At 52.6% G+C, this 20,180-nt stretch carries 23 protein-coding genes and 3 tRNA genes; 16 read left to right on the top strand and 10 right to left on the bottom strand.

What is annotated here, in order from left to right:
- Positions 1 to 54 precede the first annotated feature (54 nt).
- The 6 genes from AAER43_RS03070 to AAER43_RS03045 all read right to left on the bottom strand — a co-directional run bounded on the left by AAER43_RS03070 (position 55) and on the right by AAER43_RS03045 (position 4,464).
- Entirely contained in the window at positions 55 to 216 is a 162-nt protein-coding gene (locus AAER43_RS03070; RefSeq protein ID WP_003856556.1) for a DUF1328 domain-containing protein, read from the bottom strand.
- Between the two features lie 127 nt (positions 217 to 343).
- Positions 344 to 961 (bottom strand): molecular chaperone OsmY, encoded by a 618-nt coding sequence (gene osmY, locus AAER43_RS03065; protein ID WP_050862271.1) that lies wholly within the window; start codon positions 959 to 961, stop codon positions 344 to 346.
- A 299-nt stretch (positions 962 to 1,260) separates the two neighbouring features.
- Positions 1,261 to 2,850: a peptide chain release factor 3 gene (gene prfC / locus AAER43_RS03060; protein ID WP_050862270.1), complete on the bottom strand. Its 1,590-nt coding sequence runs from the start codon at positions 2,848 to 2,850 to the stop codon at positions 1,261 to 1,263.
- A gap of 91 nt (positions 2,851 to 2,941) precedes the next feature.
- Complete coding sequence (yjjG, locus tag AAER43_RS03055) at positions 2,942 to 3,619, bottom strand: pyrimidine 5'-nucleotidase (RefSeq protein WP_014882448.1); 678 nt, start codon at positions 3,617 to 3,619, stop codon at positions 2,942 to 2,944.
- 19 nt (positions 3,620 to 3,638) lie between these two features.
- A complete protein-coding gene (gene rimI / locus AAER43_RS03050; RefSeq protein WP_014882447.1) occupies positions 3,639 to 4,082 on the bottom strand; it encodes a ribosomal protein S18-alanine N-acetyltransferase in 444 nt (147 codons plus the stop codon).
- Positions 4,051 to 4,464 carry a DNA polymerase III subunit psi gene (locus AAER43_RS03045; protein ID WP_014882446.1) on the bottom strand — a complete coding sequence of 138 codons (414 nt, stop codon included), beginning with the start codon at positions 4,462 to 4,464 and terminating at the stop codon, positions 4,051 to 4,053. Before AAER43_RS03045 ends, rimI begins: the two co-directional genes overlap by 32 nt.
- Positions 4,465 to 4,566: 102 nt before the next feature.
- Between AAER43_RS03045 and rsmC the strand changes: the two genes are divergently transcribed.
- From rsmC to AAER43_RS03025, 4 genes are all read left to right on the top strand, one after another.
- Positions 4,567 to 5,595 carry a 16S rRNA (guanine(1207)-N(2))-methyltransferase RsmC gene (gene rsmC, locus AAER43_RS03040; RefSeq protein WP_014882445.1) on the top strand — a complete coding sequence of 343 codons (1,029 nt, stop codon included), beginning with the start codon at positions 4,567 to 4,569 and terminating at the stop codon, positions 5,593 to 5,595.
- A 172-nt stretch (positions 5,596 to 5,767) separates the two neighbouring features.
- A tRNA-Leu gene (locus AAER43_RS03035) sits at positions 5,768 to 5,854 on the top strand.
- A 28-nt stretch (positions 5,855 to 5,882) separates the two neighbouring features.
- Positions 5,883 to 5,968: transfer RNA gene (locus tag AAER43_RS03030), tRNA-Leu, on the top strand.
- A gap of 32 nt (positions 5,969 to 6,000) precedes the next feature.
- Positions 6,001 to 6,087 (top strand) — tRNA-Leu (locus tag AAER43_RS03025).
- Positions 6,088 to 6,129: 42 nt separating this feature from the next.
- Here AAER43_RS03025 and AAER43_RS03020 read toward each other — a convergent pair.
- Positions 6,130 to 6,360, bottom strand: a complete 231-nt coding sequence (locus AAER43_RS03020) for a DUF1435 domain-containing protein (RefSeq protein ID WP_045282383.1) — start codon at positions 6,358 to 6,360, stop codon at positions 6,130 to 6,132.
- Between the two features lie 261 nt (positions 6,361 to 6,621).
- Here AAER43_RS03020 and AAER43_RS03015 point away from each other — a divergent pair, with 261 nt between their 5' ends.
- Both AAER43_RS03015 and fhuF read left to right on the top strand, forming a co-directional pair.
- Positions 6,622 to 7,686, top strand: coding sequence for a GGDEF domain-containing protein (locus tag AAER43_RS03015; protein WP_050862269.1), 1,065 nt, complete (start codon positions 6,622 to 6,624; stop codon positions 7,684 to 7,686).
- Positions 7,687 to 7,780: 94 nt separating this feature from the next.
- Positions 7,781 to 8,569, top strand: a complete 789-nt coding sequence (gene fhuF / locus AAER43_RS03010) for a siderophore-iron reductase FhuF (protein ID WP_023336732.1) — start codon at positions 7,781 to 7,783, stop codon at positions 8,567 to 8,569.
- A 97-nt stretch (positions 8,570 to 8,666) separates the two neighbouring features.
- Here the strand turns inward: fhuF and AAER43_RS03005 are convergent, their stop codons facing one another.
- Positions 8,667 to 10,013 (bottom strand): PTS sugar transporter subunit IIC, encoded by a 1,347-nt coding sequence (locus tag AAER43_RS03005; RefSeq protein ID WP_014882441.1) that lies wholly within the window; start codon positions 10,011 to 10,013, stop codon positions 8,667 to 8,669.
- Between the two features lie 328 nt (positions 10,014 to 10,341).
- Here AAER43_RS03005 and AAER43_RS03000 point away from each other — a divergent pair, with 328 nt between their 5' ends.
- Complete coding sequence (locus tag AAER43_RS03000) at positions 10,342 to 10,800, top strand: YbaK/EbsC family protein (protein ID WP_014882440.1); 459 nt, start codon at positions 10,342 to 10,344, stop codon at positions 10,798 to 10,800.
- 36 nt (positions 10,801 to 10,836) lie between these two features.
- Here the strand turns inward: AAER43_RS03000 and bglJ are convergent, their stop codons facing one another.
- Together bglJ and AAER43_RS02990 are read right to left on the bottom strand one after the other, a co-directional pair.
- The gene (gene bglJ / locus AAER43_RS02995) at positions 10,837 to 11,472 is read right to left on the bottom strand and encodes a DNA-binding transcriptional activator BglJ (RefSeq protein ID WP_050862267.1); all 636 of its coding nucleotides are present in this window, start codon (positions 11,470 to 11,472) and stop codon (positions 10,837 to 10,839) included.
- On the bottom strand, positions 11,469 to 12,206 hold the full coding sequence (locus AAER43_RS02990; RefSeq protein WP_023331965.1) for a LuxR C-terminal-related transcriptional regulator: 738 nt from the start codon (positions 12,204 to 12,206) through the stop codon (positions 11,469 to 11,471). Before AAER43_RS02990 ends, bglJ begins: the two co-directional genes overlap by 4 nt.
- 410 nt (positions 12,207 to 12,616) lie before the next feature.
- Between AAER43_RS02990 and AAER43_RS02985 the strand changes: the two genes are divergently transcribed.
- From AAER43_RS02985 to opgB, 9 genes are all read left to right on the top strand, one after another.
- Entirely contained in the window at positions 12,617 to 13,393 is a 777-nt protein-coding gene (locus AAER43_RS02985; protein ID WP_014882437.1) for a threonine/serine exporter ThrE family protein, read from the top strand.
- Positions 13,384 to 13,857 carry a threonine/serine exporter gene (locus AAER43_RS02980; protein ID WP_014882436.1) on the top strand — a complete coding sequence of 158 codons (474 nt, stop codon included), beginning with the start codon at positions 13,384 to 13,386 and terminating at the stop codon, positions 13,855 to 13,857. Before AAER43_RS02985 ends, AAER43_RS02980 begins: the two co-directional genes overlap by 10 nt.
- A gap of 67 nt (positions 13,858 to 13,924) precedes the next feature.
- A complete protein-coding gene (locus AAER43_RS02975; RefSeq protein WP_023331963.1) occupies positions 13,925 to 14,566 on the top strand; it encodes a TetR family transcriptional regulator in 642 nt (213 codons plus the stop codon).
- 41 nt (positions 14,567 to 14,607) lie between these two features.
- Complete coding sequence (locus AAER43_RS02970; RefSeq protein WP_014882434.1) at positions 14,608 to 15,060, top strand: MarR family transcriptional regulator; 453 nt, start codon at positions 14,608 to 14,610, stop codon at positions 15,058 to 15,060.
- An 84-nt stretch (positions 15,061 to 15,144) separates the two neighbouring features.
- Positions 15,145 to 15,573 (top strand): organic hydroperoxide resistance protein, encoded by a 429-nt coding sequence (locus AAER43_RS02965; protein WP_010427173.1) that lies wholly within the window; start codon positions 15,145 to 15,147, stop codon positions 15,571 to 15,573.
- A gap of 148 nt (positions 15,574 to 15,721) precedes the next feature.
- Positions 15,722 to 16,267: a primosomal protein DnaT gene (gene dnaT / locus AAER43_RS02960; RefSeq protein WP_045268921.1), complete on the top strand. Its 546-nt coding sequence runs from the start codon at positions 15,722 to 15,724 to the stop codon at positions 16,265 to 16,267.
- Positions 16,264 to 17,001: a DNA replication protein DnaC gene (gene dnaC / locus AAER43_RS02955; protein ID WP_014882432.1), complete on the top strand. Its 738-nt coding sequence runs from the start codon at positions 16,264 to 16,266 to the stop codon at positions 16,999 to 17,001. The genes dnaT and dnaC overlap by 4 nt, the downstream gene beginning before the upstream one ends.
- 84 nt (positions 17,002 to 17,085) lie before the next feature.
- A complete protein-coding gene (locus AAER43_RS02950; RefSeq protein WP_014882431.1) occupies positions 17,086 to 17,568 on the top strand; it encodes a DUF2501 domain-containing protein in 483 nt (160 codons plus the stop codon).
- A gap of 270 nt (positions 17,569 to 17,838) precedes the next feature.
- Positions 17,839 to 20,130 (top strand): phosphatidylglycerol--membrane-oligosaccharide glycerophosphotransferase, encoded by a 2,292-nt coding sequence (gene opgB, locus AAER43_RS02945; protein WP_050862300.1) that lies wholly within the window; start codon positions 17,839 to 17,841, stop codon positions 20,128 to 20,130.
- Positions 20,131 to 20,180: the final 50 nt, after the last annotated feature.

Raw genomic sequence — 20,180 nt, 5'->3', positions numbered from 1 at the left:
GAAAAAGCCAGTCGCAGTGACTGGCTTTATTTTGTTGATGGAATATTGCGTTTGCTATGGACGTCGACGCCCTGTAAACAGGCTGACCAGGAACAGAATAATACCCACAACAAAGACAATTTTAGCTGCCCATGCCGCTGTACCTGCCAGTCCACCAAAGCCCAATGCGGCGGCAATTAACGCGATAACCAGAAATATAATGCCCCAACGAAACATAAGCTTCTCCTTTACCATAGTTAATGTCGGCCGCTAAACGTGAGCGCTCAGGTCACTCACCGGCGTTTTTCCAGAGTCGTTCTTATTTCGCCCGCAGGGTTGAGCCTGGCGGGCGACTGGTCCAGATTTACTTCGTTTTCAGATCGTTTTTAACGCTTTTCACACCATCAATCGCTTTCGCAATTGACTCGGCGCGTTCACTTTGCGCCTGGGAATCAACCGTACCGGAAAGCTGAACCACGCCATCAGTGGTTTCAACTTTCACCTTACGGGACGGTACGATGTCATCTGCTAACAGTTTAGCTTTGATTTCGCTGGTGGTTGCCGCATCCCCGGCATAACCTTTCACTGAAGCGTCTTTGCTGTCGCGAACGTGCAGTTTATCGCTCACGGAGGTGACACCCTCAATACCCTTCGCCACTTTGACAGCCTGTTCGGCCTGGGCCTGGCTTTCCACAAAGCCACTCAGGGTCACGACTTTCTTGTCGGTTTTAACGGAAATATCGGTGCTCTTGATCGCTTCGTCATCCACCAGTGCGGCTTTCACTTTTGCTGTGATAGAGCTGTCGTCCATGAAATTACCGACTTTATTCATAGAGCTATCGATTTTTTGCCCTGCGCTATCGGCCGTGGACTGTGCTTTATCCATGGTGCTGCTTTCCGCCAGAGCGGAACCGCTAACCAGAACGCTACCCAGTGTTACAGCCAGCAGAGTTTTAGAAATCTTCAGTCTTGTCATATTCATCGATGTATTCCTGTGTTGACCCGTTATTCGGGCTACATACTTCCTTAGTAGTTTTATATATTGCGAATAAACACACGGGCGAAATGGATAACCTAAAGCCATGCATTGAACAGTTAATTTATCCACGCCCGGTGCTAAACACTGAGTTAAATATAGATCACTCTCACAATGCCGCTTTCAGATTTGGGCAAAAAATAGGCAAAAGGCGTGAAAACGCAGTGAATTAAGAACATTCCGCAAGGGACTAATAAGACAGGAAATAAAGAAGAGCACGGCGAGTGCCGTGCTCTGAGAGGGAATTAGTGTTCGCGCGTTTTGCGGAACTGAACGTCAGGATAACGCTCCTGCGTCAGGTTCAGGTTCACCATGGTTGGGGCAATATAGGTCAGGTTATCGCCGCCATCCAGCGCCAGTTGTACTTCGTTCTTACGCTTAAATTCTTCGAATTTCTTCACGTCAGAACACTCAACCCAGCGCGCCGTCGCCACGTTCACCGATTCGTAAATCGCTTCCACGTTGTATTCGCTTTTCAGACGCGCAACGACAACGTCGAACTGCAGTACGCCGACCGCACCGACGATCAGATCGTTGTTGGCGATAGGACGGAAGACCTGCACCGCCCCCTCTTCAGAGAGCTGAACCAGACCTTTCAGCAGCTGTTTCTGCTTCAGTGGATCGCGCAGGCGAATACGACGGAACAGCTCAGGGGCGAAGTTCGGGATACCCGTGAACTTCATCATTTCACCCTGAGTGAACGTATCGCCGATCTGGATCGTACCGTGGTTGTGCAGACCGATGATGTCACCCGGATACGCTTCTTCAACGTGCGAGCGGTCACCCGCCATAAAGGTCAGCGCGTCGGAGATCACCACATCTTTACCAATACGCACCTGGCGCAGCTTCATGCCCTTTTCATACTTACCGGACACTACGCGCATAAAGGCGACGCGGTCACGGTGTTTCGGGTCCATGTTAGCCTGAATCTTGAATACGAAGCCGGTGAATTTCTCTTCTTTCGCTTCCACTTCACGGGTGTCGGTTTTGCGTGGCATCGGCTGTGGCGCCCACTCCACCAGACCGTCGAGCATATGGTCTACGCCAAAGTTACCGAGCGCGGTACCAAAGAACACCGGGGTAATTTCACCGCTCAGGAACAGTTCTTTGTCGAACTCATGCGAGGCACCTTTCACCAGCTCCAGCTCATCGCGCAGCTGCGCGGCAAGCTCTTCACCGACCGCAGCGTCCAGATCCGGGTTGTCCAGACCTTTCACCATGCGCACTTCCTGAATGGTGTGCCCTTTACCGGTTTGATACAGGTAAGTTTCGTCTTTATAGAGGTGATACACCCCTTTAAACAGCTTACCGCAGCCAATAGGCCAGGTGATTGGCGCACAGGCGATCTTCAGCTCGTTTTCCACTTCATCCATTAACTCCATCGGGTCACGGATGTCACGGTCGAGTTTGTTCATAAAGGTGAGGATCGGCGTATCGCGCAGACGGGTAACTTCCATCAGCTTACGGGTACGATCTTCTACCCCTTTCGCGGCGTCGATCACCATCAGGCAGCAGTCCACTGCCGTCAGTGTACGGTAGGTATCTTCGGAGAAGTCTTCGTGGCCCGGGGTGTCCAGCAGGTTTACCAGGCAGTCGTGATACGGGAACTGCATCACGGAGGTGGTAATCGAAATACCACGCTGCTTTTCCATCTCCATCCAGTCTGATTTCGCATGCTGGCTGGAGCCACGGCCTTTAACGGTACCCGCAGTCTGGATCGCCTGTCCGAACAGCAACACCTTCTCGGTGATGGTCGTTTTACCGGCATCCGGGTGCGAGATAATGGCAAAAGTACGGCGCTTGGCCACCTCTTGCAGATAAGGAGACAACGTCATAATTAAATCTTCTTTTATAAGCGCGGCAGCACGCCACGCGTCATGGAATACAAAATTGCGGCTATTTTACCCATCAATGGGGGGCAGGCAATCATTGTTTACACAGGAGTTGCTCCAGTTCGTTCAACGACGTGACGGTCCAGGTCGGCTCAATGCCTTCAGGCTTCACGCGGCCATGCGCATTCAGCCAGACAGTCGACAGACCGGAGTTCATACCCCCCAGAATATCAGACTCTGCGGTATCCCCTACCATCAGCACGCGGTCGCGGTCGGGATTTCCGGCTTGCGCCAGGGCATAATCAAAAATTCGCGGATCCGGCTTCGGCACCCCCACCTCTTCGGAGATCACCAGCGCGTCAAAATGATCGCGCAGGCCGGTGCGTTCAAGGCGGATCTGCTGCAGCGCGGTAAAGCCGTTGGTGATGATCCCAAGCTTCGCTTTACCTTTGAGAGAATCCAGCAGGGAAACCGCGCCCGGCAGTGGGGAGCAAATCTCTGCCATCGCATTGAGAAAAGCTTCGTTCAGCGAGCCCGGACTGACGTTTAAGCGTTCCGCCCACGCGTCAAAACGCTGGTGCTGGAGTTGTAACGCGGTGATGGCGCCGTTCTGATAATCCACCCACAGCGGCTTGTTCACCGCCTGATAGTCCTGAAAATCTTCAGCGGTGAAGGTCACGCTATAGTCGAGAAACATCCGCTGTAGGCCGCCGAACGCGTCAAAGGTAAACAGCGTTTCGTCGGCATCAAAGAAAATCCAGTCCCATTTCATCGTTACAACCTTATCTTTGTTATCCAATTGGCAGAGCCATAATAATGGCGTCTTCACGTCCCTCTGCGGTGGGGTAGTAGTTACGGCGGATTGTCGCCTCGTTAAAGCCTAAGCTTTCATAGAGCGCGATGGCGGCGACATTCGACGCGCGCACCTCCAGCCAGAGGGTAAAAACGTCACGGGTTTCGAGCTCACGAATGAGATGCTCAAGCAGTTCTCTTCCCAGTCCCCGGCGCTGAAACGCAGGGTCAACCGCGATGTTAAACAGCGTCGCCTCATCAAGGACGACCTGCGTTATGGCAAACGCCGCCATAGTGCCGTCAACGTCCAGCCGGTAGTTGAGGTACCGATCGCCCTGGTTGCTGGCAAACGTTTTTTCGCTCCACGGAAACGCGTGGGCGCGTGTTTCAATCGCGAACGCGGTGGTCAGGTCAGGCGTCGTGAGGGAAGAAATCGTGTTCATATTCGCAGATTTGTTGCCATAGCGCGCTGCGCGCTTTTGGGTTGGCTTTCAGTTCGTCCAGCGCTGGCGAGCAGATCTGGCTCCCCTGAAGAGAGATGTCGGTCGTCTCTCCGATGCGCCAGCTGTTACACCGACTCTCAGGAGGAAGCATTGCCACCCGTTCCGGCGTCAGCTGTAAAACCTGGTCGGAAGTCAGCTTCAGGCTGCGAAGGACATCACCAATCAGGGGTTCATTCAGGGCAGGCAGTTCTTCCGCCACCATCACCAGCCTGACGTGCGCCGGGATGGAGATAGCGATTTCGCCCTGCAACGCCGTCGGGCGACGCAAGGCCCACTGGGTGATGCCCAGTTGCTGCAACTGCCAGTCTCGTCGGGATGTCATAGCGAAAACTCCTGTCTCTCAGGCGCGCAAATATAGCAAATGTGTCGAAAGTGCGCCATCTACCTACTATAATCCCCGCCTGAGTTTATTGAGGAACAATTCATGTCTGCATTTACCCCGGCAAGTGAAGTCTTGCTGCGTCACAGTGATGATTTCGAAGAAAGCCGTATTCTGTTTGCCGGAGATATGCAGGATGACCTGCCTGCGCGTTTCGACTGTGCTGAAAGCCGTGCCCATACCCAATACTACCACCACTGGCAGGTGCTGAGCCGTCAGATGGGCGAGCGCGCGCGCTTTAGCCTGGTGGCGGAACAACGCGATATTGCTGACTGCGATACGCTGATCTACTACTGGCCGAAGAACAAGCCGGAAGCCCAGTTCCAGCTGATGAACCTGCTTTCCCTGCTGCCGGTGGGTTGCGACATTTTCGTTGTCGGTGAGAACCGCAGCGGCGTGCGCAGTGCTGAACAGATGCTGGAAGGCTATGCGCCACTGAATAAAGTCGACAGCGCGCGTCGCTGCGGTCTGTACCATGGTCGTCTGGAAAAACAGACAGAATTCGATGCTAACACCTACTGGGACGAGTATCAGCTTGACGGCCTGACCATCAAAACCCTGCCGGGCGTGTTCAGCCGTGATGCGCTGGATACCGGCAGCAAGCTGCTGCTTTCTACCCTGACACCACACACCAAAGGCAAAGTGCTGGACGTGGGCTGCGGCGCGGGCGTACTTTCAACGGTGCTTGCCAGCCATTCGCCTAAAGTCCGTTTAACCCTGTGTGATGTAAGCGCCCCGGCGGTAGAAGCCAGCCGTGCAACGCTTGCGGCAAACGGCATTGAAGGCGATGTTATTGCCAGCAACGTCTTCTCTGACGTGACCGGCCGCTTTGACATGATCATCTCTAACCCGCCGTTCCACGACGGTATGGAGACCAGCCTCGAAGCGGCGCAAGCGCTGATTCGTGGTGCGACCCGTCACCTCAACAGTGGCGGTGAACTGCGTATCGTCGCGAACGCCTTCCTGGCGTATCCGAAAGTGCTGGATGAAACCTTTGGCTTCCACGAAGTGATCGCCCAGACCGGCCGCTTTAAGGTGTATCGCACCGTGATGACGCGTCAGGCCAAAAAGTAATCTCCCGTTCTGTTTGCCAGATAAGCGCACGCGCTATCCGGCAAACAGGCACCTCGCTCCCGACCATTTTTGCAGCGATCAATAAATCGTGCGCACTTTTCTGTTGACGTAAAGCTGAAAACATCTAGAATGCGCCTCCGTGGTTACGATACTTTTACAGTATCGATGGTATGCGAAGGTGGCGGAATTGGTAGACGCGCTAGCTTCAGGTGTTAGTGTCCTTACGGATGTGGGGGTTCGAGTCCCCCCCCTCGCACCATAAATCACGTTGATATTGCTCGCACTGGGCGAAGGTGGCGGAATTGGTAGACGCGCTAGCTTCAGGTGTTAGTGTCCTTAGGATGTGGGGGTTCGAGTCCCCCCCCTCGCACCAACGAGGCGATATCAAACCAGTAAGATAACTGTGCGAAGGTGGCGGAATTGGTAGACGCGCTAGCTTCAGGTGTTAGTGTCCTTACGGATGTGGGGGTTCGAGTCCCCCCCCTCGCACCAATTATCTTGCATCCCTTCTGTTGTACCTCTTATTTTTCCCTGTTATTTCAAACTCATCAGTATTACCAGAATTCCACCGATCAGTGCCATACCAGATGGCAGTAAAACAAAGTGACGTAGTTGCTTATGCCAGATCATGCATGAAGTCACCAGCAATCCCGACACAAGAATGGTCTTCCAGACATCAATGGAGAGATCGGCGAACATCAAACCGCCAAGCACGGCGCCCGGCAGCAGTACCCCCCATGCACTTCCCAGCACCCTGTTCAACATGCATCGCCCTTTCATAACGATAATGATAATGATAAACAATATCATATGATAAAGATTATCATTTGTCAGCGCAGACAATCAAAAAAGTTCGACCTTTACCGCTATGTAGAATGACAGGAATAGCCTAAGGTGATAAATTGCTCACCTGTTAACTACACATAAAGTTTTTCTTATAATTACTCTTTGAGTTTTTTGCATATTTTATTGCGAAACAACGCCTATTTATCTGTTTTAATTAAATTTTAATAAAAACGCACGACTATGACATCACAATCCTGGCGGTCTTTGGTTCAACGAAAATATCAATTATCGTTACGTTTATTTTTATTTCTGAATGCAACCTCAGCGGTGTTCTCGGTAACAAATCCGCTCTATTCCGTGCGCGTGTTTTCCGCCCCGCTGATTGCTATTTTTTCCATCAGCACCGGCCTGTTCGTCTGGCACTGGAAAAAGTGCGCGCGGAAGATAAATATTCCTATTGTTTCAGGGATCTTCGGTATTTTGTGGGCATGGCAAATTGATTCGAAATTTTCGCTAATTACCCATAACCAGGCGACGTATTTGTTAATCGCCCTATTAACGGTGCTTTTTATCGGAACGCTGGCATTCGCCAGTAATATCAAAGCATTTACTCTGCATTCACTCCCCGCGTTTATTGTCTGTCTGTGGTTAAGCGATCCAGAGATGTGGCTGAGAATGACCTATTCTTTCGCACTTCCTGTGGTGGCCATCGCTATTCATAACATTTTGCAAAGACGCAACGATCGCTTTGCGCAGGAACTGCTTTCCCGGCTGCTGGAAGAACGGGAGACCCTTACCGATCTCAGTATGATGGATCCGCTTACCGGCCTCTATAATCGGCGCGGCCTTCAGAGCCGCCTGGAGAACCTGCCAGCGGTGGAAAACGGTGAACACTTTGTTCTGCTGATGGATATCGACCACTTCAAAGCCTATAACGACCACTACGGCCATATGATGGGTGACCAGGCCCTGAAACGTGTTTCTGCAGCAATCCGCGACGCCGTGCGTTCGCGTGACATTGTGGCGCGTTTCGGCGGGGAAGAGTTTATGGTGCTGCTGACGAATATTTCACTTGAACACGCCCGTCATACGGCAGAGCGGATCCGGCAAAAAGTCTACGATTTGAAAATCCCGCATCTCTTCAACGAAAGCGTCGCCACCAATGTCACCATCAGCATCGGTATTGCCATTTTTGAAAATGAAGATGTCGAAGGCGCGCTGGAGAGAGCAGACAGAGCGCTCTATGAAGCAAAGCATCTGGGGCGTAACAACATTCTTCTGAGCGAAGAGCTGCAAACCGCGTAGACGAGTCGGCGTTGAATCAGGACAAAAGTCTTGCCATTGGTATAAGCAATAGTTAGGATTGGCAATCATTATCATTTAGATTCCTATCTCAACTATGGCTACGCATACCGCACACATTGTTGAACCCCTTCTCTGGCGAGCGCCCCTCACCAACGGGAATGCGTCGCTTGCGGATGCCATACGGGATAAGATTGCGGAAACACGCGCTCACCTGCTGGACTTTATCCGGCTTGATGAAGCGCCCCCGCACCACGCCATGACCCTCGCGGAGTGGCGACAACCCTCTACGCTGCAGTCGCTGCTTGCCACCTATTCCGACCATATCTATCGCAATCAGCCAGCCCTGACGCGAGAAAATAAGCCTTTGCTTTCCCTGTGGGCACAATGGTATATCGGGCTGATGGTGCCTCCGCTCATGCTGGCGGTGTTAACCCAGAAAAGCATGCTGGCGCTCTCCCCGGAACATTTCCATGTCGAGTTCCACGAAACCGGTCGAGCGGCCTGTTTCTGGATCGATCTGCACGAGGACCTGAACGCGGCGCCACTCTCTGCCCAGGAACGACTGGAGCAACTTGTCATTCAGGCCTTGATCCCGGTGGTGGATGCACTTGAAGCGACGGGGGAGATCAACGGAAAGCTTATCTGGAGTAATACCGGATATTTAATCCACTGGTATTTAACGGAAATGAAACCGCTGCTTGGTGATGAGAACGTTGATGCACTGCGTCAGTCCTGTTTCTTTGCAAAACAGCTTTCAGACGGCCGCGATAACCCGCTCTTTCGTACCGTTGTACTCCGTGACGGACTCCTGGTGCGCCGCACCTGCTGCCAGCGCTATCGCCTGCCGGACGTTAAGCAGTGCGGGGATTGTACGCTGAAGTAATTGGGTGCGGCCTGATGCCCTCACCCTGCCCCTCTCCCACGGGGAGAGGGAACAAACACTAAAAACGGCAACCTGAAAGTTGCCGTTTTGCTTTTACCTAGGCCACCTGCTGATTATCCTCTTCCGCATTACGCTGCGCTTCTTCAGCTTCCTGCTCCAGCAGTTGTTTCTCGTAAACTTTAAAGAACGGGTAGTAGATGATAGCCGATACGCAGGCCAGAACGACAACCAGAATAGCTGCACGGAAATCCCAGCCCAGGGCCCATGCTGCGCCTATCGGCGCCGGTGCTGTCCAGGGTACGACGGAAATGACGCGGCCAATCAAATCAAAGGTCATCGCGGCCCAGGCCAGGACGGCGTTAACCATGGGGGCCAGCAGGAACGGTATAAAGAACACCGGATTCATCACAATCGGCGTGCCGAAGATAACGGGTTCGTTGATGTTAAAGAAGCTGGGCACCACGCTCAAACGCCCGATAGAACGTAAATGCGCCGAGCGGCTACGCAGATAGCAAATCACCAGCCCCATCGTCGCGCCCGACCCACCGATCACGATGAAGAACGTCCAGAAGGCTTCCATAAAAATATGTGGCAAAGGCTGACCGGCGGCCAGTGCGGTCTGGTTGGCCCCAAGGTTTGTCAGCCAGAACATCTGCAGCATCCCGGAGACAATGGCCGCGCCGTGGATCCCGGCGAACCACAGCAAATGCCCAATCAGTACCGCCAGCAGAATCGCAGGCAGTGAGTCTGCCGCGGAAACCAGGGGTTTAAAGATCGACATAATCGCCTGCGGGATCAGCATGTCAAACTGAGACTGAATCACCAGGCTCAGCGGATAGAGCGTTAACACCACCACCAGCACCGGGATCAGCAGGTCAAAGGAGTTTTTGATCATCGGCGGTACCTGGTCTGGCAGGCGAATACCGATGTTATGCGCCTTGAGGAAACGCATCATCTCAACGCAGTAAATCGCGACCAGAATGGCGGTGAAAATACCGGTTCCACCGAGGCTATCGACAGGAAGTGTGCCTTTGGTTTTCGGTGCCGCGACCAGCAAAAATGCCATGAGCGACAGCATGGCACACATAAACGGATCGAGCTGGTGCGTTTTGACATAGTGTTTGCCCAGGTTATAGGCAATGGCCGCACAGATATAAATGGACATAATCCCCATCGTCATATCAAACGGCGTGAGGATCTGGCCTTCAAATTGTTTCGCCATATCCAGCCAGGCGCGTGCAAAACCCCAGGTGGTATCAGGCGAAAATGGCGGGTAAGCGAACACTAATAAAAATGAACCCACAATCATAAACGGCATCGCGGAGATGAAGCCATCACGGATAGCCATCACATGACGTTGAGAAGAGATGCGCCCGGCAATCGGGCTAACGTAATTTTCAACGAAACGGAATATCAGATTAAACGCAGCATGGTTGGCAGACATGGCAGCTCTCCTGTCAGACGTTTATAACGGACGCGCTCGCGCCGCACGTTGTTCCATAACTCAGCTTCACAACCTTGCTGGCTTGTGTACCCGCGGTACTGCTCAGACGAAATGGTTTCATAATTGGCTCTTATTATTGGATACAGGGGACGTTACATACTCAGTATTAATCTACGCATCACGCTCTGCAACCGGTTACTGTAACCGGTTTCTGTGATTGTGAAGGGGATCCAGAAATCAGCCATCCGGGATATTTGTTACTTAAGAGATATTTACAGAGCATAAATTCTTATGACAGATTACGCAGGTTATTTGTCAGGAGGAAATAATGAGTTTGCAGTCCGTACAGCAGTTTTTTGCCGACAACGCGCCGGAGATAGAGGTTATAGAACTTAGCCAGAGTACGGCTACCGTTGCGCTGGCTGCTGCCGCCCATCGTGTGGAACCGGGACAAATCGCCAAAACCTTATCTTTGAAGATTAAAAATGAGGTGATACTGGTCGTTGCGAAGGGTGATGCGCGTCTGGATAACAAAAAACTGAAAGACACCTTTGGCGCAAAAGCGCGCATGCTCAGCAGTGATGAAGTGGTCACCGTGACGGGCCATCCCGTTGGCGGCGTCTGCCCGTTCGGGCTGGAAAACCCGCTCGCGGTTTACTGTGATATCTCTCTAAAACAGTACGCGGAAGTGCTTCCTGCCGCTGGTGCAATCCATAGTGCTGTGCGTATTTCTCCGGACAGAATGGCAGAGCTGACATCCGCAAAGTGGGTCGATGTGTGCATCTGATTGATGCGCCAGAAGATCTCTGGCGCAAAAGGCAGGTTACAAAAATGTCGGTTTGTTTAACCCCACACTACGCGTTTCTCTTACCGGCAAATGCGTAAGAATATCCGCGGCATCGAGCAACCCAACGTCAGAATTCACCCCCAGCTTCACCATCGCATTAAACTTATGTGCGCGGATAGTCTTGATATTGCGCTTAAGCTGCGCCGCGATTTCTGGGATGGAATAGCTGCACGACATATAACGCAATATTGCCCTCTCCGTCGGGCTTAACATCCGGTTCTGGCTGCAGTACCAGTGATTAAGCATATTGTCGTTTATGCGCAGCGTTTCGCTCAATAGCACCATGAATTCTTTCCGCAGGTGTTCAAGCGTCACTGATTTACTGACCACACCATGAAGACGAGAAGGGGAAAGATGGCTAATCAGCCGCGCCTCCATCTCATCAGATACCAGTATAATGCGCTGAATATGGCTATGCGTAAACGCGAGATCCCTCAGATGTGCCAAGCAGTTGCGACGTGCTTCTCGCGCATCGGAAAGGGAATAGATCAGCGAGAAAAAATTAACGTGATAAAGCGCCTTCTTAAAGCCATCGAAATCATTGAACAGGTGCAGCTGATATTGACTGAGTTCGGACTGCGCAAAAAGATGCTGCAGCCCAATGGCACTCATCGTGCAATTTTCGATGATGGCGATATGTCGTGTTGAATCGGTTTTTTCCATTCCTCGAACTCTCCATAGGCTGACATGAGATTCAGCTCTCTCATTCCCTGTGTACTGTTGATCCAGGCGTACATATCGGCATTACTCCGTAATGACAGCCTTCGCATCGCACTGTTTTTCTGCGCACTGATCGTTTTATTGCTCTTCTTAAGCAACGTAGCGATTTGGTTAATCCCCCACCCTTTACCTAACAGACGAAGTACCTTGCGCTCAGAATTTGTAAGCGCAATGACGTGTTCGTCTTCCTCTTCGCCTTCCTGAGATTCGGGAGTTAATAACGTCTGGCTAATCCGCTCTGCGCGTTCACTTCCTGCCCGGATAGCGTTCACGACACCTTCGATAGGTTCCATATCAGAAAGCAACGTGGTTTCCGGGCGCATAAGCAGCTCAACGGCAATAGGATAAAATGGCCGGGAAACCAAAAAGATCCAGTGGATATCCCTGTACTGATTCAATAAGCGGTAATACTCTTCGAGCGCACCCCGCGGGTTCCTGTATTCGCCTGAAACATCGGCAATAATCACATCTGCGCGGCGTAACTGAAGCAGGGTCAACTCCTGCAGTGAGCGGCAATAGGTCAATTCAAAATCGGGAAAATGACGTGTCACCACATCCCCTAACCCATTTTGCATTACGGGTATCCGGCTAATGACAACGCCATGCTTACCGTGCAATGACAACATAGACCCTCCGTGTCCATTTTCATTTGATAAGTAACGTTAAAACGCATCAAGTTATACGTATTTTCGTCCCTGAGTGTAAAACTGATTAATACAAGCAGAAGATGAGAAATGTTTTAAGTTTAAGAAATGCCTAAAACTGCACTAATATCTCACAAAGCGACAATAAATTTAATTCGACAATCATTAAAATATCGACAATATAAAATTAGAATAACTAAATACAAATATTCTATATTTCCAAACCAATAATTCACCGAATTGATAAATTGATCCAAACGTCTTTCGTCAGCCAGGCTGCAACTGTTTGCATAAACCTTGATCTGACCCACAGCAACTGCCACTGCATTTTGTGCTAAAAGTAGGCACTACGGGCCACGCGGCTACTCTTCACCTTCTCTTCAGGACACGACATGCAGGCAGAACGGTCAACGCAGCGTGCTATCACGCGGCTCTGTATTCAGTGCGGTCTTTTTCTGCTCCAGCACGGCGCGGAAAGCGCGCTGGTTGAGGAACTTTCAACCCGGCTGGGGCTGGCGCTGGGGATGGACAGCGTGGAAAGCGCCATCTCTTCCAACGCCATTGTGCTGACCACGATCAAGGACGGTCAGTGCCTGACCTCCACCCGTAAAAACCAGGACCGTGGCATTAACATGCACGTTGTGACCGAAGTGCAGCATATCGTCATCCTTGCGGAGCATAAGCTTCTCGATCTCAAAGAGATTGAAAAACGGTTCAACCAAATCAAACCGTTACGTTATCCGCGCTGGCTTGTCGTGCTGATGGTCGGGCTCTCATGCGCCTGTTTTTGTAAGCTCAATAAAGGCGGCTGGGATGGCGCACTGGTCACCTTTTTCGCCAGCAGTATCGCCATGTATGTACGCCAGTTGCTGACCCATCGGCAGTTGCACCCGCAAATTAACTTCTGCATTACCGCGTTTGTCGCCACTACCGTTTCAGGCCTGCTGCTGCGCCTGCCGCAGCTCGCCAACACTCCGACGATTGCCATGGCGGCCAGCGTGCTTTTGCTGGTGCCGGGCTTTCCGTTAATCAACGCCGTCGCCGATATGTTTAAAGGGCACATTAATACCGGTCTGGCACGCTGGGCCATCGCCAGCCTGCTGACGCTGGCAACCTGTATCGGAGTGGTCATGGCTATGACTCTCTGGGGGTTACGCGGATGGGCGTGATAGATTTTCTGCTGGCACTGGCACAGGATATGATCCTGGCCGCCATTCCTGCCGTCGGCTTTGCGATGGTCTTTAACGTTCCGCAACGTGCTCTGCCGTGGTGTGCGCTGTTGGGGGCGATTGGTCACGGCTCGCGAATGGCCATGATGGCGGCGGGTTTTAATATCGAATGGTCGACATTTATGGCCTCTATGCTGGTCGGTAGCATCGGCATTCAATGGTCGCGCTGGTATCTGGCGCATCCTAAAGTCTTCACCGTCGCCGCCGTGATCCCAATGTTTCCTGGCATATCGGCGTATACGGCAATGATTTCGGCGGTGAAAATCAGCCATTTTGGCTACACCGAGCCGCAGATGATCCTTCTTCTGAGCAACTTTCTTAAAGCGTCGTCCATTGTCGGTGCGCTCTCTATCGGGCTGTCGATCCCCGGATTGTGGCTGTACCGCAAACGCCCGCGCGTTTGATATTTGTGTTATTTCGTTGCCGTGGAGATAATCTTTCTGGTCCGTTTGGTGAAAATAAGGAAAGGATGTGGCTAACCCTGGCAGCGAACACCCCGAGCACAACGAAGAGTCCAGCCTGAAAGAGAAAATTTTTCAGAGCGCTATTGCGCTGTTTGCCGAATACGGACTGAACGGCGCCCGCATGGAGCAGATCGCGGAAAAAGCGGGCACCACCAAACGCATGGTGGTTTACCATTTTAAGAATAAAGAAAATCTTTATCTGCTGGTGCTGGAACACGTTTACACCGAAATTCGCGCCAGCGAAAAAGCGCTTAGCCTGGCGGATATGCCCCCCGTCGAAGCGCTGGTCCACCTGGTTGAAACCACCTTTGACTATCATGCTGACCATCCGGATTACATCCGTATCATCTGCATGGAAAACATGCAGCGTGGCCGCTTTATGCAGCAGTCGAATTATCTGCGCCAGGTTAACCGCAGCGCGCTCGACCTGCTGGAAGAAATCCTGCGTCGCGGCAAAGAGAAACTGCTGTTCAGCCAGACGGTTGACGCCCGCGATCTCCACCGCCTGATAAGCAGCTTCAGCTTTCATTACGTTGCCAACAGCTACACCTTCACCCTGCTGTTTGAAGAGGGTGCCGACGAGCGTGCTCAGCGCCAGCACTACCGTAAAATGGCTGTTCAGGTGGCGCTGCGATATACCTGCCCATAAAATTGCTTGCAATTAAATCGCACACTATCTATATTCATCTCATGAACGCGAAAACGAACGACACGACCGCTGCGCTCCTGCTGGATAACCAGCTCTGCTTTGCCCTCTATTCGGCAAATCTGGCGCTTAACAAGCTGTACCGGCAGTTGCTGGCACCGCTAAACCTGACTTACCCGCAATATCTGGTGATGCTGGTGCTGTGGGAGCAGGATGACGTGACGGTATCGGACATCGGTGAACGGCTGTTCCTTGATTCCGCAACGCTGACGCCGCTGCTGAAGCGTCTGGAAAGCGCCGGGCTCATCAACCGTCACCGCTCGCGTAAAGACGAACGCCAGGTCGCTGTCACCCTGACTGATGCAGGACGTCACCTACAGCAGCAGGCCGCAGGGATCCCTCATGCGGTGGGATGCGCGGCACAGTGTGATACCGAGACCATGCTATCGCTCAAGCAGCAGCTGGAAGTTTTGCGACAACAGATTCAACGCGCGTGACGCTATACTTTACGCGTATTTCTTTACCCATGTATATCGCACGCTATTTAATAGCACACATAAAAGTAAGATGAGGAACCTGCCATGTCTTTAGAAAAAGTTGTTTATACCGCCAAAGCAAAAGCCACCGGGGGCCGTGACGGCCGTGCGACCTCTTCCGATGGCGTTCTGGATGTTAAACTGGGCGTGCCAAAAGAGATGGGCGGCATGGGGGGTGAAGTGACTAACCCTGAGCAGCTGTTTGCTGCTGGCTACTCCGCCTGCTTCCTGGGCGCAATGAAGTTTGTCGCGGCTCGCGACAAATTTGCCCTGCCTAAAGAAGCCTTTATTGAAGGCGAAGTGGGTATTGGTCCGTTGCCAACCGGTTTTGGTATCGAAGCAAAACTGAACATCCACGTTGAAGGGATGGATCCGGCGGAAGCCAAAAAACTGGTCGATGCGGCGCACATTGTTTGCCCTTACTCTAACGCGACCCGCGGCAACATCGATGTGACCCTGAATATCATCGCGTGATAAATGCCTGATGGCGCTGTGCTTATCAGGCCTATGACTGTAGCCCCGGTACGCGCAGCGCCACCGGGGAAATCCCCTCCTTCCCTTCCCCCTCTCTGTGCTACCATAAGCCCTTATCACGCCCGTCGTTATCAGTAGAGTAAGCGTTATGTCCTCCAGAATTCTGACCACCAGCATTGCTGGCATTGATGCCTTTATGCGCGACCCACGCGGTGTGTTGACTCACGCCGAAGGCGGCACGGTTGCGGTTTTTGCCGACAACGCGCCGGCGTTTTACGCAATCACGCCGGAACGTCTGGCACAGCTTCTGGAGACTGAAGCGCAATTATCCCGCCCGGCGAGCGATGTCACGCTGGATAACCAGTTGTTTGATGAACCGGTTAACGCCCCGGTGACCGTTCCGATGGGCAAATTTGCCCTTTATGCGGGCTGGCAGCCCGACGCCGATTTTCAACGGCAGGCCGCGCTGTGGGGCATTGCGTTAACCCAACCGGCCACCGCGGAAGAGCTCGCCGCCTTTACGGCCTGGTGGCAGGCAGAGGGTAAAGTTTTCACCCATATTCAGTGGCAGCAAAAGCTCGCGCGTCATCTGCAGATTACCCGCGCCAGCAATAACGGCCAGCCAAAACGCGATATCAACGCGTTTTCAGAACCGGATAAACAGATCCCCAGTGGATTCCGAGGTGCGAAATGAAGAACGTCGGTGACCTGATGAAACGTCTGCAAAAAATGATGCCAGCCAACGTGAAGCCCGCTTTCACGACGGGGGAAGAACTGCTGGCGTGGCAAAAAGAGCAAGGAAAAATCCGTGCCGCCGCGCTCGCCCGCGAAAACCGGGCGATGAAAATGCAGCGCACGTTTAACCGCTCCGGTATTCGCCCTCTGCATCAGAACTGCTCGTTTGATAACTATAAAGTTGAAACCAGCGGGCAGATGAACGCGCTCGCCGCCGCACGTCAGTACGTGGATGAATTTGACGGTAATATCGCCAGCTTCATTTTTAGCGGTAAACCGGGCACCGGGAAGAACCATCTTGCCGCGGCCATCTGTAACGAACTGCTTCTGCGCGGTAAATCGGTGCTCATTATTACCGTGGCCGATATCATGTCCGCCATGAAAGACACCTTCAGCAACCGCGAAACCAGCGAAGAACAGCTGCTTAACGATCTGAGTAATGTCGATTTACTGGTCATCGACGAGATTGGCGTTCAGACGGAATCCCGTTATGAAAAGGTCATCATCAATCAGATTGTCGATCGCCGTTCTTCCTCCAAACGCCCCACCGGCATGCTCACAAACCACAACATCGACGAGATGACCCGCTTACTGGGCGAACGCGTCATGGACCGCATGAAGCTGGGTAACAGTCTGTATGTCATCTTCGACTGGGACAGTTACCGCAGCCGCGTTACCGGCAAAGAGTATTAAGACAGTTCCAGGAATCGCCAGCGGGACACAGGTATATACTGGAACCCCTTCCGGCCCAAAACGGACCTTTTTGAGAAAGCCATTATGAAAAAACAGATCCTTATCAGCACCTTTTTAGGCGCGTTGCTGGTTACCGGCGCAGCGCAAGCGGCGTCCTGGCAGGAGTCCCTCTCAAGCGCAGCAAACGAGCTGACCAAAGAGAGCAGCAGCACTCAGGGTGGGCTCTCCGCCTCTTCCCTCACCAGCCTGCTAAGCAACAGCTCCCAAAGCCTGAGCGCGGGCACGATGAACAACGCGGCGGGGATTCTGGAATATTGCGCGAAGCAAAAACTGGCCTCGGTGACCGACGCGCAAAACGTGAAAAACCAGGTGCTGGGTAAACTGGGTCTCGATACTCAGGAGCAAAAAGCGGATACCAGCTATATGGATGGCATTCAGGGTCTGCTTAACGCACAAAACGGTCAGCAACTTAACCTGAGCACCCTTGGCAACTCTTCTCTGGCGAAACAGGTGAAAACCAAAGCCTGCGATCTGGTGTTGAAACAAGGCGTTAATTTCATCTCCTGATTTCCCCCATTTTCTGCCACAACACGCCGCGTTTAATGCGATAGTCTTGCATCGCGGCGTGAAACGAGCGTTTTTCCAACCTGCCACCGTCTCAGCGTCCGTTTGTCAGGATGCGACCTTCTTCATAAAAACGATTTTCTAAACCAAATCCTAACAACAGCACACTTTCGTGACACTAAAATTGCAGCTAAACGACATCGCCATTACATTGTATAACCCAAAAAATAAACAGTTAGCCAGCGAAGCACCTGGCGTCATGAGGATATGCTGTTGTCAGAATTCATGTCTCTTGTCCTTTTTCTGGCTTCTGTGGGCGTTTATGCCTGGAAAGCCGGCCGTAACACCTGGTGGTTTATCGCCACACTGGTCGTACTCGGCTTTTTTATTATTTTAAACATTACCTTATACGCCAGCGATTACTTCACCGGTGACGGGATCAACGATGCGGTACTTTATACCCTGACGAACAGCCTGACGGGCGCGGGAGTGGGCAAGTACATTCTTCCGGGGCTGGGCCTGGTTGTGGCGCTGGTAACCATATTTGGCGCACTCGCCCGGGTGCTGCGCCGCCGGCGCCATCTTCCTCATCATCATGGTTACAGCCTGCTGGCGCTTTTCCTGGCGTTAGCCTCCGTCGACGCCAGCCCGGCGTTTCATCAGATCACCGAACTGGTGAAATCTCAGTCGCGTGACGGCGATCCAGACTTCGTGGCGTACTACAAAGAGCCATCGAAAACGATCGCCAACCCGAAACTCAACCTGGTCTATATCTACGGTGAAAGCCTGGAGCGCACCTACTTCGACAACACTGCGTTCCCGAACCTGACCCCGGACCTGGGGGCGCTGAAAGATGAAGGTCTCGATTTCAGCCACACCATGCAGTTACCCGGCACGGATTACACTATCGCCGGGATGGTGGCTTCCCAGTGCGGTATCCCGCTGTTCGCACCTTTTGAAGGTAACGCTTCAGCCTCAATGTCGACGTTCTTCCCGCAGAATATTTGCCTGGGCGATATACTGAAAAATTCCGGTTACGAAAACTACTTCGTGCAGGGTGCAAACCTGCGCTTTGCCGGAAAAGATGTGTTCCTGAAATCCCACGGTTTTGATCACCTGTACGGCTCAGAAGAGTTAAAGACGACGGTTGCCGACCCGACCTACCGCAACGACTGGGGTTTCTATGACGATACGGTACTGGACGAAACCTGGAAGAAATTCGAGGCGCTTTCCCGCGCCGGGAAGCGTTTTTCCCTCTTCGCGCTGACGGTAGATACGCACCATCCGGATGGTTTCGTCTCGCGCACCTGTAAACGCAAACGCTATGACGTGGACGGCAAAAGCAACGCCTCCTTCAGCGCCGTGACCTGTAGCCAGGAGCATATCGCCGCGCTGGTCGAGAAAATCAAAGCCTCGCCGTATTTTAAAAACACCGTCATCGTCGTCTCGTCTGACCATCTGGCGATGAAAAACAGCGCCTGGGATCAGCTCAACAAGCAGGATCGCAGCAACCTGTTCTTCGTTCTGCGCGGCGACCAGCCGCAACAAGAGGTGATCGCCACCAAACGCAACTCCATGGATAACGGCGCAACCGTGCTGGACATTCTGGGCGGCGACAACTTTATTGGCCTGGGTCGCAGCACGCTGTCCGGGCAATCCCTGTCGGAAGTGTTCCTCAACATGAAGGAGAAAATCCTCGCCTGGAAGCCCGACATCATCCGGCTGTGGAACTTCCCGAAAGAGATGAAAGACTTCACCATCGATCGGGAGAAAAACACGATTGCCTTCTCTGGCAGTAACTTCCGTCTGCCGCTGCTGGTACGGGTGTCGGACAGTCGCGTTGAACCGCTACCGGAAAGTGAATATTCCGCACCGCTGCGTTTCCAGCTGGCCGATTTCGCCCCACGCGATAACTTTGTCTGGATCGACAGGTGTTACAAAATGGGTCAGCTCTGGTCACAGCCGCTGGCGCTGTCGACCGACTGGTGCGTCTCTCAGGGGCAGCTTGGCGGGGAGCAAACCGTGCAGCATGTGGACAAAGCCCAGTGGAAAGGCAAAACCGCCTTTAAAGATACGGTGATTGATACCACACGCTATCAGCACAACATCGACATGCTGAAAATCGTCGACAACGACATTCGCTATAAAGCAGACAGCTTCATCTTCAACGTGGCCGGCGCGCCTGAAGAAGTGAAGCAGTTTAGCGGCATCTCTCGTCCGGAGTCGTGGGGACGCTGGTCAAACGCGCAGTTGGGTAACGAAGTGAAAATTGAGTACACCCATCCCCTGCCGGAGCAATTTGACCTGGTGATCACAGCCAGAGCGTATGGACCTAACGCGAATAAGCCAGTGCCGGTGCGCGTGGGCGATGAGGAGCAGACGCTGACTCTTGGGAATGATGTCAGCACGCACACTCTGCATTTTGCCAACCCATCGCGCAGCAATACCCTGGTGATTGTGCCGCCAGACCCGCAGTCCACCAATGAAGGTAATATTCTTGGCCACTCACCGCGCGAGCTCGGGATTGGCATGGTCGAAATCAAAATTGTCAGCAGACAAGGTTAATGCCTGCGCACCCGGCGTCCCTGCCGGGTGATTATAAAAATAAATAAACC

It is taken from the genome of Enterobacter sp. FUJ80071, from assembly GCF_038739915.1.
GTDB classification, from domain to species: Bacteria; Pseudomonadota; Gammaproteobacteria; order Enterobacterales; family Enterobacteriaceae; genus Enterobacter; species Enterobacter kobei.
The sequence above is the reverse complement of the archived record's forward strand: the minus strand, read 5'-3'. Positions and strand labels throughout refer to the sequence as shown.

What these genes read in the sequence shown, in the direction of transcription:
- AAER43_RS03070 (WP_003856556.1), bottom strand. Translation starts at nt 216, where the DNA reads ATGTTTCGTTGGGGCATTATATTTCTGGTTATCGCGTTAATTGCCGCC.
- osmY (WP_050862271.1), bottom strand. Translation starts at nt 961, where the DNA reads ATGAATATGACAAGACTGAAGATTTCTAAAACTCTGCTGGCTGTAACA.
- prfC (WP_050862270.1), bottom strand. Translation starts at nt 2,850, where the DNA reads ATGACGTTGTCTCCTTATCTGCAAGAGGTGGCCAAGCGCCGTACTTTT.
- yjjG (WP_014882448.1), bottom strand. Translation starts at nt 3,619, where the DNA reads ATGAAATGGGACTGGATTTTCTTTGATGCCGACGAAACGCTGTTTACC.
- rimI (WP_014882447.1), bottom strand. Translation starts at nt 4,082, where the DNA reads ATGAACACGATTTCTTCCCTCACGACGCCTGACCTGACCACCGCGTTC.
- AAER43_RS03045 (WP_014882446.1), bottom strand. Translation starts at nt 4,464, where the DNA reads ATGACATCCCGACGAGACTGGCAGTTGCAGCAACTGGGCATCACCCAG.
- rsmC (WP_014882445.1), top strand. Translation starts at nt 4,567, where the DNA reads ATGTCTGCATTTACCCCGGCAAGTGAAGTCTTGCTGCGTCACAGTGAT.
- AAER43_RS03020 (WP_045282383.1), bottom strand. Translation starts at nt 6,360, where the DNA reads ATGTTGAACAGGGTGCTGGGAAGTGCATGGGGGGTACTGCTGCCGGGC.
- AAER43_RS03015 (WP_050862269.1), top strand. Translation starts at nt 6,622, where the DNA reads ATGACATCACAATCCTGGCGGTCTTTGGTTCAACGAAAATATCAATTA.
- fhuF (WP_023336732.1), top strand. Translation starts at nt 7,781, where the DNA reads ATGGCTACGCATACCGCACACATTGTTGAACCCCTTCTCTGGCGAGCG.
- AAER43_RS03005 (WP_014882441.1), bottom strand. Translation starts at nt 10,013, where the DNA reads ATGTCTGCCAACCATGCTGCGTTTAATCTGATATTCCGTTTCGTTGAA.
- AAER43_RS03000 (WP_014882440.1), top strand. Translation starts at nt 10,342, where the DNA reads ATGAGTTTGCAGTCCGTACAGCAGTTTTTTGCCGACAACGCGCCGGAG.
- bglJ (WP_050862267.1), bottom strand. Translation starts at nt 11,472, where the DNA reads ATGAGTGCCATTGGGCTGCAGCATCTTTTTGCGCAGTCCGAACTCAGT.
- AAER43_RS02990 (WP_023331965.1), bottom strand. Translation starts at nt 12,206, where the DNA reads ATGTTGTCATTGCACGGTAAGCATGGCGTTGTCATTAGCCGGATACCC.
- AAER43_RS02985 (WP_014882437.1), top strand. Translation starts at nt 12,617, where the DNA reads ATGCAGGCAGAACGGTCAACGCAGCGTGCTATCACGCGGCTCTGTATT.
- AAER43_RS02980 (WP_014882436.1), top strand. Translation starts at nt 13,384, where the DNA reads ATGGGCGTGATAGATTTTCTGCTGGCACTGGCACAGGATATGATCCTG.
- AAER43_RS02970 (WP_014882434.1), top strand. Translation starts at nt 14,608, where the DNA reads ATGAACGCGAAAACGAACGACACGACCGCTGCGCTCCTGCTGGATAAC.
- AAER43_RS02965 (WP_010427173.1), top strand. Translation starts at nt 15,145, where the DNA reads ATGTCTTTAGAAAAAGTTGTTTATACCGCCAAAGCAAAAGCCACCGGG.
- dnaT (WP_045268921.1), top strand. Translation starts at nt 15,722, where the DNA reads ATGTCCTCCAGAATTCTGACCACCAGCATTGCTGGCATTGATGCCTTT.
- dnaC (WP_014882432.1), top strand. Translation starts at nt 16,264, where the DNA reads ATGAAGAACGTCGGTGACCTGATGAAACGTCTGCAAAAAATGATGCCA.
- AAER43_RS02950 (WP_014882431.1), top strand. Translation starts at nt 17,086, where the DNA reads ATGAAAAAACAGATCCTTATCAGCACCTTTTTAGGCGCGTTGCTGGTT.